The organism is Algoriphagus sp. Y33 (genome assembly GCF_014838715.1).
Lineage (GTDB): Bacteria > Bacteroidota > Bacteroidia > Cytophagales > Cyclobacteriaceae > Algoriphagus.
In genome coordinates this window covers 130,885-143,845 of the sequence record NZ_CP061947.1, presented here as the reverse complement: position 1 = coordinate 143,845, position 12,961 = coordinate 130,885, and the positions used below count along the sequence as shown (strand labels likewise).

Sequence of the window (12,961 nt, the reverse complement as noted above, 5' to 3'; positions counted from 1 at the left end):
GGGTTAGTTGCCGGCGTAGTTGTATTCGTAATGCTCCAGGATATTGCCGTCTTCATCCTTGATGGTCTGGAGACGGTTCGCAGTATCGTAAAAATAGTTTACCGTGTAGCCTCTCGGATCGGTCTGGCTGGTCATGCCAACCAAAGGTTCATAGGTATAACTGGTCATCATCGCATCAGCAGGATGAAGCCTGAGCTCATCTATAATTATACTGCTTCCCGATATGGTCAGGCTGGTCGTGGTAATGTTTTTTTCCACCCATTTCCAGACTGTTGTAAGGGATTCGCTCTGCCCCCCCACATTCACCGAACCGGTGCCTGACACTGTCTTTGCCCAAAAGCCAACACGGTAGGGGCTGGACGAGGAGGCGGAAATCCCAGTTTTGGTAACCGAACCGGAACTTAGATTATAGCCCTTCTTTCCTGTCTTGTAGGTTGTAACAGGGGCGCCTGAGTAAGTCCAGCCGCCTTTGTCCGACGTCTCGAACGAGGTGAAGGAAATTTCACTAAAAGTAGCATTTATGGCTTCAGCAACCGGGTATTGGAAATTATAGGACCAGAGGTAGGATTTTGATTCTCCTCCATCGGTAATCATCTGAGTAGGATTACCATAAATATCATAAGAACTAACAGTAAGCTTATCCCGATATCGGCTGTCCGTAGAAAAAGAAGAGGAGCTTCCTGAAGGAGGAAGTTGACCAACCGACTTATGACTAAATTTAAAAGATGACAAGGGTATGGGACTTTCTGTTTCCAAAATTTGTATCCTGTCAACCAAGCCTTGACCGGTTGAATTATATTTGGTCACAGTTCCTGACAGAATGGTTCTGTTAGTTCCTACCTCTCTATATTTCACTTGCTCTATAGGGTAACCAATCAGATACCTGTTTTTCATCGCTGCGATAAAACCGGTCGTGTTAGGATAGTCATGGGGATATACCGTGTATTCAACTTCCTTATGCCCGTCACTGCCTGTCACCTCCACCTTGGTCGGCAACATGTGCACTCCGTTGGCGTAAGAATACACGCTAACCCTAGTCATAACACTATTGTTTAGACCATAATCCATTACAATGGTCGAATCTCGATATTTCCATTTAGCACGGATTTCATATCTCATAGCATCATATGGATCAAACAAAACCTGCCAGTTGGTTCCTGAAGTTGCTCTAGGTTGATATCTCTTCCTCACCACATACCCTGGAACCACTACATCTGAAGAGGGATCCGCTTTATAGGTATGCAGTTCTTTTTTCACATATACAGGCAGTCCGCTAACCATTTTAAAATCAGACTTTTCAAGCAATAATCCGCTTTCATCTCCCCAATGGGCGAGGGATGCCCCAGGTATATCACTCCCAAAATCAGCTATCCCTTCAGCATCCGCCCGGAAAGTGTAACGGTAAAGAGTACCCCCATTGGCGAAATTCAAACCTTTAGACTCTCTTACTTCTTTGTAATAAATATGGGCTGAATACCCGCCTGTACTTACCCTCCCACCTGAGGTGGCAAAGATATATTCACATTCAACACCCAATTGGTCAATAGGAGGATCTTCACCGTCAATTTCACAAAATTGTCTGTCGGAAGAGGCATAGTAATACTCCGGTCTTGGAGCTGTCAGGGCTCCTGAAGATAATGATGGTGAAGTCCATCCGGAGTAGAAATATTCCCTTTCAGACAAGGATCCCGATCCATCGTTATCTGAGATCCTTTTTATCCTCACACCTCCAATGGGTACATTCCCCTGGCTTTGAGATCCTGCTGAACTGATATATTTGAACACTGCTGAACCCTCCATGATTTCCCCCCATGCGGTAAGCTCCATGACGTACTGGTTTCCCTGCTGAAGGTTTACCGAATCTGTCCTGGACTCATCCATTCCCAGCGTATATCCATATATATAGGTGTTGGTTGTTTGGTTTCTTATCCTGATTTCAACTTTATTGTGTATCGGGTCATAGGGGTAGAACGGATTCGCAATTGCCTGGCTTGCACTTACCGTAACCACACCTTTTCCTGTACCCGCCGAAATTACAGGAACACTGGTAATCGTCTGCGAAATATTGTCATCTATACCAGTAACCATTCTGCTTATACTGGATAACACGGGTAACGTATTCACTGACCCTTGTACTGTGTGACCTTCATAATAAAAGCTACTACTTCCCCCAGTAGGGTAAGTGACTTTCGACAATAATCCTTTGGCACCAGCGACCGGATCAGGTTCCCTGCTCCCCATATTGACGGGAAAAATATTCTGGTAACCCTGCGGAGCATTGGGAATAAGATAGAAATTGCTTTTTCCATTAAAATACCCATAATGATCCCTTGAAAATGATAGGCGACGAGGTAATGCACCTTTATCGTTATATTCGAACTCATGCACAAGTGGGTTATTACCACTTCCCAAATGTTCCGTCACCTTATTCAAATACATCCTTACATTCTCTGCATTGGAATTCCCTAGACCTCCCGGAGCACTGGTAACATAATCATATTCAAGATCTATCTGCTTTAATGTAACTGTCCCTATGGATAGGTTTATCCCCGTCAATAATCGATTAGGCAAATAACCGGGCTGTTGTGTATACTCAAATTGCGCAATACCCATTGTGCTTGATGTTATCGATGCCAAAACCTTCATATCAGATTGTAAATTTGAAACGCAGGTAATTGTCTCCTGGCGATCCATACATCTTTGGGTACCACATATAGCCCTCAAACGTGTAGCCGTTTGTGTGCGTACTAAGGTCTGGGAAACCCCAACGAAATAATCCGTCAATACAGAAGCATATGATAGGGTAAAGCTTTGTCCATCAGGGTACATTATTTCCGACAAATACCAGGAAGTGACAACGGGTTGGTCAAAACTACGCCCACACCCTTCGCTCCCTGCAGCTACAGTCTTGGACGTCTCTGTCACTCCAAAAGTATATTTTGTACCATCAGGTGTTGTTATTATGATTGTGCCAAGGTCGCCCATCAAAATCTTTAAATTCTTCTTTGGGAACATAACCACATTACCCGATCCATCTAAAACAAACTTACCTGAATAGGAGCCAAAATTGAAATTAAAAAGATCAGGCTCTAAATCCATTCCAGAAACCGGCTCCTCGTTTGACATTGCGGCCAAATTCAGAAAATCCAAATTCTGTTGATTATAACTCGGAAAGCCTGCGGGTAATGGCGAGGACCTTGGCAATACATCCGGGTGGCCCCTAACCGTTCTGCTAATAACCCCACCTGCACTCAATACCCATGTCATTCCCACCAAAGACCCTATTTCATCTACTTTGATCCCATTTGATCCATAGTTTAGGGAAATAGGCAAAACATGTTTACCCGCTCTAACTTCCATCAAAGGAATAGACAAATTTATAGACCCGGTAGATTGGTTAATGGGGATTTCCCCATACCTAGCAATAGCGGATGCATTCGGCGAAGGAGGAAGCACATCAGTCACATTCATTATCGATGCGTCCTGCGACATAGACTCTAATGAGAGTAATATAAAGAAAACTAAAAAAACACTTCTTACTATAATAACAGCCTTATCAAGTTTGTAATATTGATTCACTACCCTATTCATATTACTGCTTTTGGTTTAAAAATCCATTATTGGTTATACTGTTCAATTACTACACTCTTGGTTGGATTTCGGGTTTATATTGTTATTTTTGGGCACACCTTCCAATGTTATCTTGTTGATCCATTCGTAAGACTTGGGCAAATTAGCTTTCATAGTTTTCTTACTAACTAACTGTTCTTAAACACTTGCCTGTTCTTTTTATTCCCTATAGTCTTCCAGAATTCAAATTGCCTTCTTCAACTAATCTACTGAGCATTGAATCGATATTTTCAAGCTTGATAAACAATTTTTCAATTGTAGATTCTTGATTTTCAACCTTACTTTCCAACTCAATCACATACAGCGTCAGCTCCTCCACCTTTTCCAACAGCTTTACATTCATCTCTGCCAGATTGACCCCATTCTCCATCACCTCGGCTTCTGTGGGAACATCGGGAAGGTGTCCGTTCCTCTGTATAAAAGCTTCCAGTTCTGATAAAGGCATCAATTGATATTCAGGGGTGAATACATAATCAGCCCAGCCTGCGGTGGTCACGTTTACTTCCTGGGTTTTGATGGTTCCGTTTACAGAAAGCTTATAAGTTGGATTATTCGTTCCGATTCCCACATTACCATTATTTTGAATCCTCATTTTTTCCCGGGTTCCACTTGCGCTATTGGTAGAAAACAAAATATATCCACTACCTCTATGGGCATCCAACTGTAATCCATTTTGTGTTGTGGGATCTCCTATTGCCATTAAAGCTCCTGCCTGGTTTCCGTCTGAGGAATGCACTCTCACTGCTCCGTGCAACTTGATATCCCCTATTACATGTAGGGGGGAAGTAGGTGACAATGTCCCTATACCGGCATTTCCAGTAGTCGGAAAAGTATTTGACTGTGCTATTACGAATCCTGACAGGAACAACAAACACAAACTAATAATTATTTTATTCATGGTTCAGCCGTTAGTTCATTAGTGTTTTAATCAATTCATCCTGTTCTTCATTCTTTCTTTGTAGCTCCAAGACATACAGCGTCAACTCCTCCACCTTTTCCAGCAGCTTCGCATTCATCTCTGCCAGATTGACCCCGTTTTCCATTACCTCAGCCTCGGTGGGCACATCGGGAAGGTGTCCGTTCTTGTGAATAAAGGTTTCCAGTTCTGATAAAGGCATCAGTTGATATCCGGGTCTGAATACATAATCAAGCCAACCGGAAGCTGTGACATTGACTTCTTTGGTTTTGATCTTGCCATTGACATTTATACCCCCACTGTTGAACTCTGCCTGTACACCGTTTAAAGCATAACCTCTGATCAACCAGCTCTGTGTGGAACCGTCATTCCCATATTGTCTTAAATATTGGCCGCTTGTGTTAGAATTCACCTCGGTAAAACTGGATGCATTCCCAGTCCATTTGGAATTACCTGTCACCTGAAGCTTATATGTTGGGCTGGTATTCCCAATCCCCACATTCCCGTTGCCATGGATAATCATCCTGGTCTGCATAGCCCCGGAAGATTTCCCAGCCTGAAAAAATATATGACGGTCAGTCCCTGTCGGACCTGTGGGGGACACGCCAATCACCAGACTTTTCTGACCTGTACCTGGATGGTCAGACATTATTGTCGTATAACTCGCATTAAATGAAAAGTCTAAATAATTTGTGCTCCCACCCCTCTGAATTCGGGTATCCCCAACTACGTGAAGCTTTTTAAGCGGGGAACTCGTTCCGATTCCCACATCTCCTGTACTTGGGTTTGTATAAACCTGGGCGAAGCCTGAAATGGAAAAAACGCTCAGGGCAAGGGGGAGAAGTAATTTTTTCTTCATAAAAATTATGTTGTTGTTTAGTTTTCAAACCATTCTATTCCACCGGCTTCACATTGTTATTTGGGTTTTGCACTGCCGGACAAACAGCCGGATTCCAGATTTTACCGCTAGCCCCACCCTCCTTCCGCAGAGATTTTCACACGCCTCACATACAGCAACAGTAGACCCAGCTGGCCAAAAACAATCCGTTTTATTTTACGCTATTAAAACGGAGATTAATACTACCATCCTAAGTTCCCCACTATACCTAAACTATGGAAAAAAGTCCTGTCTAGTTCTATATAGTCTCCGATGTTTACTCTTGATAACTACAAAAAAAGACCGAAAAATTTATTGCCTTCGAAGTGAAACCTTGGCTTCTCTTGAGGAAATAGCTTTGATCAACCTAAATTTTCGACAATAGAAAGCATTTTTTTTCAAATAAAAAACTGACTCTGCAAAGGGCTGTGTACAAACCGGATACATGCGGAGTGAAAAAAATTCATGTTCAGATATTTTATGCATGGGAAATTCATTTTACCTAATTTAAAATAGCTTCAGACTGGGTTATTATTTTTGTGATTATTTTTTGGTCTAAAACAATCAAGACCATTCCTGAAGACATGGGCGGCACCATAAATAGACAACCTAGTTCTCCTGACTTGGACTAGTTGGAATACCAACTCCTATGTCCCGAGGGGAGGTGAAAAGTGAAAAGTTAAAGGGGTTACCACGGCGTGTTGGAATAACGCTTAACGGATTAACTTTTAACAAGAAAAGGTTGAAAGTCCACCTGCGGTGCGTGTGAGAATTTGGATGGATTGATCCCAAGACCCTGTAAAAACGAAGCAATGCCGTAGGCATGACAGATTTTTAGCCTGGGGTTTACCTCTAGGCCAAATAAGGAAATAAGTCCATTGTCTGCTGCCCCGGAGCATAGGCTGGAAATCAGGAATGGTGCAGGAGGTGGAAAAAGGGACGAGACATATATTTTAGCAATCCCCAATAGTCCTATTGACCCGAATCGATAGCGTTGAGGCCATTATCTTCAGCCCTTTTGGTTTAGCCCAAAAGGACCAAAAGCCCAAGACGCCAGCAATCTTCCACCACACAAACCAGCCGCACCCTCGTGCTGCGTCAGCCCAGCGCACCCTAAACACTAAACCAAGATGCTTAAAGTCAGATTGTCTAGTATAGAAGGTAAAGACGGGAAGCCAGGTAAGTACTGTGAACTACCTTCATACCATACAAAATGCCCGTAAAAACGAAGCAATGCCGTAGGCATGCCTGGATTGCCTTCAGCCAGGAAAATCCCTGGACAAAAAAACGGGATCTATCGGATTCTGTCTATCTGGGGGTTGTCTAGCAGGGAAAATCGCTTATACCTTGCAAATCCTTGAAGATTACTTACCAATTGCGAATTTTAAAGGCGATTTCCCTGCATCTTACTCCTTCATTAAGTTTCCGTGAATTCTGACAGACGGGACAGTTCCTATTCCCTGATTTTTTACTTTTGAAAACTAGTCTTTATTAAAAACCCATTCCCATGCGATTCACCCTTTTCACCATTCTCGCCATTTTTATAGCTAGTTCTGTCTCATTTGCCCAGAAATCCTTTCACAAGAATAAAGTAATCGCCCACCGCGGCGCGTGGAAAGCCCAGTCCCATCCCCAGAATTCCATTGCATCACTCAAAGAAGCCGTGAAATTAGGCTGTGAAGGTTCTGAGTTCGATGTTTGGATGACTTCTGATGGGGTTTTGGTTGTGAATCATGATGCGGATTTCGAAGGAATGGAAATTGAAACTTCCACTTATGAGGAACTTCTTTCCAAAAATCATGAAAACGGAGAGAAAATCTCCACAGTAGAGGAATACCTGAAAGCAGGCAAAAAGCAGAAAGGAACCAAGTTGATTTTTGAGATAAAACCATCCAAAATTTCTGTGAAACGAAGCCAGGAAGTGGCAGAAAAGTCAGTGATGGCTGTGAAAAAAATGAAAGCCGAGAAATGGGTGGATTACATCACCTTCAGCTATGAGGGTGGCCTAAAAGTAATTGAACTGGCTCCTAATGCGAATGTGGCGTATCTAACAGGGAACAAAACTCCCGCAGAACTGAAAGAAGCCGGTTTTTTCGGATTTGACTATAATATCAATTTGCTGAAGGAAAATCCTCATTGGATCAAGGAAGCTCAGGCTCTTGGATTGACCGTTAACGCATGGACAGTAAATAAGGAAGAGGATTTGAGATGGCTTTTAGATCAAAACCCGGATTTCGTCACTACAGATGAACCGGAATTGCTGCTAAAACTTATTGAGGAACGGCAGTAAGAAATACAGCAACTTCCAATAAAACTACAGGGAAAATCTCCGCCGATCATTAGTAGGTTCCTAGTCACGAAAACCCGGATTTGGTGTAGAGCAGCAATTCTTTAATTATATTTTGCTTTGTAAAATTGAGCCCACTATTTGGCCACGGCAATTTCTCAGGAAAATGAATAAAGAAATCCAAGCATATAACCAACGTTTAGAGCCGGAAAACAGCGAAATATGTGATTTGCTTGCCTTATCCATTAATGAAATTCTGACCGACGCTGAAAGTAAGATCTGGCACAGCCACCCTGTGTGGTTTTTGGAAGGAAACCCGATAGCGGGGTATAGTAAGCAAAAACCGGGTATACGGCTAATGTTTTGGAGCGGAGCTGATTTTGAAGAAGAAGATCTGAACATACGGGGCCAAAAATTCAAAGACGCTTCTATTTTTTACAACTCAAAAAGTGAAATTGACGAAATTAAATTACAGCGATGGCTTGAGAAATCAAAAAACATCCAATGGGACTATAAAAACTTAGTCAAAAAGAAAGGCCGGCTTGACCGATTGAGATGAAATGGCACCGAAATAAAACAAAGACAACCCCCTCCAATTATTAAAATCAGAGGGGTTAGTCATTTACTATAAAGACGAAGTATTTATATCCGCATTTTAGTAAAGGACAATACATCCTTAGTTTTAAGTTACTTTTACCTCACATCAGCCAGAGAGGCAAAATTATGACTAACGGCATCACTCCCTAATCATACTATTTATTAATTCGGATGCGTCACGTAGCGCTCGAAAAACTCAACGATTCTGCCAATTCTATCCAGTCTCCTGTGAACAGCACCTGATCGGGAAAGTTCGTGCCCTTCGTTAGGGTATCGGATATATTCCACCGGCTTACCCATGATTTTGAGACTTTTGTACAGCAACTCAGATTGCCTTACTCCCGTTCTGAGATCATTGTCCCCATGGAATATCATCAGCGGAGTTTCAATATTCTGCACATAAGTCTGAGGACTATTATATTCAAGAATTTCTTTCACTCCCTCTTCCCACGGGTACCCAAAATAATTTGGCACCAGCCTCCACGCATTTCCTTCCCCCATAAAGAATGTTAACTCATACACTCCTCTTTGTGTCAATGCAGCCTTGAATCGGTGGTCATGACCGACTATCCAAGCGGTAAGATACCCAGCATAAGAACCACCCGTGAGAACCAATTGATCCTTATCGATCCAGTCATATTCCTCCCCGGCTTTATCCAGTGCAGCCAGGACGTCCTTGGCAGGCCCATCGCCCCAATCTCTGTAATTCCCTTTTTGGAAGGCTTTACCGTAGCCACCACTTCCTCTGGGATTGGCATATACTATTCCATAACCTCTTCCCGCCAATACCTGAAACTCATGCCACATGCTCGATTCACCCGGCCCCCACATTGCAGTAGGCCCACCGTGCATTTCCAATAAAGTAGGATATTTCACTCCCTCTTTCAGCCCAAAAGGAGGCATTACCCAATAATCTATCCCAAACCCATCCTGCTCGAAATGATGTGCCTCTGGCTCTGAAACCCATCGATCAGTCAGCCAAGATGAATTGAAATCTGTCAGTGCTTTCTCATTTTTTCCTTCAATAGTAGAAAAATAAAGCTCGCTTGGATTTGACACTTGGGTCTTGGCATAGACTAACTGATCTCCATGTATGTCAAAACTGTTAATTCCAACCGGCCCAGTAATCGCCTTGCTTACTTTTCCATTAGAAACCGTCACTTTATAAAGCGTTATACCTCCTTCATTTGCTCCGGAAAAGAAAATAGACTTGCCGTCATCCGTCCATTTTGCTCCTCCTACCCTACGATCCAGTTCTTCGGTAAGCCAAGTCAGGCCTGAGCCGTCAGGCTTCACTACGCCGATCAGACTTTGATTAAATGATCTGTCCTCAGTAAGCTGACCTGAGATCATGATTAACTTCCCGTCAGGAGAAAACTCAGGGCCGGAAAGACGGTGATTTTCTTTCTGCAGAAACAATGAAACAATCTTGTCCGAAAGGTTGATCTTATAAATATTGGAATCCTCTATCTCGTCGGGATGCTGATCGCTCTCAAAACTGCTTGCCAATATAAATGTACCATCAGGTGACCAAACAGCTGAGCCAAAGCTCAGATAGCCTGAGGTCAGTGCCTCAGACTTTTTATCGGATAAATCTATTACCCCCAAATGCCTAAAACTGATATCAGTGGACAAACCCCGCTCGCCTAGAAAACTCAATCTATCGATCACTCTAGGATCATTTTTAGAGGCATTGTTAGCTAGCCAAGCTCTAAGCTCACTAAGATCTCCATCCATATTTTGCTTAATTGAGTCTTTGGCAAGCCCTTCCTTCATTGCCTGATAGTTGGGCTCGTCCCCATATTTACGACCCGGACGGGGATTGGCCCATGAAGGATCACCCTCTATCGCCCACATGGGAACAGAGAAAGAGTACAAAATCTTCTTGCCATCAGGAGACCATACCGGCCCCGAAGCACCATTTTTTTCTGAAGTAATCACCTGCGCCTCACCTCCGTCCAACGGCAAAATCCAAATCTGTGATTTACCTTCCCATTCTCTGGTGAAAGCCAGTTTTGTACCATCAGGAGACAAACTATAGCTAGACAGATCATATGAAGGACTATTCAGTACTTTGACCGATTCAGGATTTTGAATATCCATCATCAGTAATTGACTTCTGTAATCGTATTCACCGCCCTTGTTCGGTTCTAGGAAGTTCTTGACAAAAAGCACTCGCTTCCCATCCTTGGTGATCTCAGGATTGGTGACAGTCACTATCTTGACCATATCACTCAATTGAACCGGTTTTTTCTCTTGCGCCGATACAATACTGCTGCACAGCAGTAGGAGGCACAAAAATGAAGTGAATTTTATTCTCATAGGGTTATTATTACTAAATGGTTAGTATTATTGATGCCGGTGCTACTGAAAATGAACTTATCAAAAATACAGGTAGTGTAGAAATGAATCATGACTGATAGCATTATATGAGGACAATACGACTGAAAAAGGGTTCAGTGGAAACTGACTCTAATTTACAACAGTCCCTTCAGGATTTTTATCGATCCGATCAGGCTTTATTTTTGACGTTCTTAGCAGGAATAAACCCAAAATTATATGAATCACATTTTTAGAAATGTATTTATAATCTGTGCACTGTTTTTTTCATTTGGCCGGGGAGTCCACGCTCAATCATCCGATTACACCTTCCAGATCAATGATCAACTGGATGAACGGATCTATGCGATAGACCGGCTTACTTTCTACGAAGATGAAAGCAATGAACTGGAGCTTAGTGATATTCTAACAGGATCAGCATCGGAAAAACTCAAGATAAATTCTGACTTCTCCAAAAATCAATTTTCTACTAAAAACACCTATTGGGTAAAGGTAGCCATCCAAAAAAGCCCACGTAGCAATAAGAATTGGCTTTTGGAATTTTATGATCAGACCATAGATCATATTACGGCATATATTCCATCAGAGGCAGGTTATAAAGAAATAAAGCTGGGAGACAAAGCTCCGTTTGGCGATAGAATAATCTCGCATAAGAATTTTCAAATCCCCGTTCAAAACGAAAATACAGGGATTGACACCTATTATTTCAAGATTAAATCCTCCCAAAAAGCTGACATTAGAATAGCCTTCAGGTCTTATAATCGCTTCATCTACTATGCCCTAAACGAGTATTTTCTTTATGGGATTTTCTATGGGATGATCCTTATTATTTCCCTATATAATGGTCTGATTTATCTAGCCATCAAGGAAATCAAATACCTCTACTATGTATTCTATCTCCTGAGTGTCGGTATTTTTGCGGCTTGCGTGGATGGTATAGCATTTCAGTATTTGTGGCCCAATCATCCCGAGTGGAACCAACCCATTTCAGGGCTTTCCAGCTTTTTGATTGTGGTGTTTGCGTTGCTTTTCTCCACTCACTTCCTCAATTTGAAGAGGAGATTCCCCAGTATGCATCGTTGCTTTCAGCTAATTCTGGTCGTCAAGACATTGGTTTTTATAGTGGGAATAGTTTTTCTGCCTGCTTTTTTGGAGATTCAGATTTACGATATTATTCCATTTTTCCTCATTCTTTTTTCCAGCATTTATGTCTGGGTGAAAGGCTATAGTGTAGCGCGCCTGTTTGTCGTAGCCTATGCAATCCTATTTTTGGGAGTAGGACTGAAAGCTCTGGTACATACTGCCATTATCCCCCATAGCACCGTCTTATACTACAGTCTACATATTGCCTTCCTGGTAGAGATGCTTCTGCTCACCTTGGCTCTTGGAGATCGGGTTAAGATACTGAAAGACAACAGGGACCGTGCCTTGCTGAGATCTCTACGTCAAGCAGAGGCAAATGCCCAACTGAAAGAAAAAGTCAACAGAGAACTGGAACAGCGTGTAGCGGAAAGAACAGAGGAACTAGCCAAGAAAAACCAGCTGCTGCTGGAATACAACCGGCAGATTCTCGCAAAAGATGAGGAAATCAAGCGTATTAATTCTATTTTGGATAAAGACATCTGGAAGCTGAAATCCCAAATAAAAGAAAACTTACAGGCAAGAATCACCAACAAACGAATGAGTTATGCGGATTTCAAAAAAATCTTCCCTGACTCCAGCGCTTGTCTGAGATACTTGGAGCAGGTCAAATGGGAAAATGGCTTTTCCTGCAAGGCATGCGGGCACGGCAAATTTTCTAAAAGCTCGAAGATTTTTCACCGTAGGTGTTCCCGTTGCGGACATATAGAATCTGCTACTGCGGGTACGGTTTTCCATGGAATCCGACTACCCATTGAGAAAGCATTTTACCTTTCGTACACCGTCATCTCTGAGCATGATAAACTCACGCTTGAGGAACTCTCCCAGCTTTTGGAGCTTCGGGTAAATGCCATCAGTAGCTTTCGGGTTAAAGTAAAATTACAGCTTGAAATGAAAAATATCCATCAACCTGAGTGGGAAGATATTGTACTGGAGAGATCGCATGAACTCAACTGATTTTGCACTAAACCCAGTCAAAACCACATCCTGATATTAAAGCGTGAATGCATCAAGTAAAAAGGCTTCCATCTTAATCAGAATGCATTTTTTATTGAAATTAAAGCAGGAATTACAAAGGAAGCATCAGGGGTTTTTAAGGGATTTTTCAATCGATTTCGCAGCATTTTATCCCTAGGTGCTATTAGGTTAGTTAGTTTCATTTGTTGCCAAAGAT

At 42.4% G+C, this 12,961-nt stretch carries 7 protein-coding genes; 3 read left to right on the top strand and 4 right to left on the bottom strand.

Annotated features, from left to right (window positions below; translation table 11 throughout):
* Positions 1-3: 3 nt before the first annotated feature.
* From ID165_RS00570 to ID165_RS00560, 3 genes are all read right to left on the bottom strand, one after another.
* Positions 4-3,591, bottom strand: coding sequence for an RHS repeat domain-containing protein (locus tag ID165_RS00570; RefSeq protein WP_192348476.1), 3,588 nt, complete (start codon positions 3,589-3,591; stop codon positions 4-6).
* Between the two features lie 205 nt (positions 3,592-3,796).
* Positions 3,797-4,528, bottom strand: a complete 732-nt coding sequence (locus ID165_RS00565) for a TMF family protein (RefSeq protein WP_192348475.1) — start codon at positions 4,526-4,528, stop codon at positions 3,797-3,799.
* 10 nt (positions 4,529-4,538) lie between these two features.
* Positions 4,539-5,405: a hypothetical protein gene (locus ID165_RS00560; RefSeq protein WP_192348474.1), complete on the bottom strand. Its 867-nt coding sequence runs from the start codon at positions 5,403-5,405 to the stop codon at positions 4,539-4,541.
* 1,525 nt (positions 5,406-6,930) lie between these two features.
* Between ID165_RS00560 and ID165_RS00555 the strand changes: the two genes are divergently transcribed.
* Positions 6,931-7,713 carry a glycerophosphodiester phosphodiesterase family protein gene (locus ID165_RS00555; RefSeq protein WP_192348473.1) on the top strand — a complete coding sequence of 261 codons (783 nt, stop codon included), beginning with the start codon at positions 6,931-6,933 and terminating at the stop codon, positions 7,711-7,713.
* 163 nt (positions 7,714-7,876) lie between these two features.
* The gene (locus ID165_RS00550) at positions 7,877-8,269 is read left to right on the top strand and encodes a DUF1801 domain-containing protein (RefSeq protein WP_192348472.1); all 393 of its coding nucleotides are present in this window, start codon (positions 7,877-7,879) and stop codon (positions 8,267-8,269) included.
* Positions 8,270-8,469: 200 nt separating this feature from the next.
* Here ID165_RS00550 and ID165_RS00545 read toward each other — a convergent pair whose 3' ends face one another.
* A complete protein-coding gene (locus ID165_RS00545; RefSeq protein WP_192348471.1) occupies positions 8,470-10,629 on the bottom strand; it encodes a S9 family peptidase in 2,160 nt (719 codons plus the stop codon).
* A gap of 237 nt (positions 10,630-10,866) precedes the next feature.
* On the opposite strand from ID165_RS00545, the gene ID165_RS00540 reads away from it, so the two are divergent.
* Positions 10,867-12,744: a 7TM diverse intracellular signaling domain-containing protein gene (locus tag ID165_RS00540; protein ID WP_192348470.1), complete on the top strand. Its 1,878-nt coding sequence runs from the start codon at positions 10,867-10,869 to the stop codon at positions 12,742-12,744.
* The last annotated feature ends 217 nt before the right edge of the window (positions 12,745-12,961 follow it).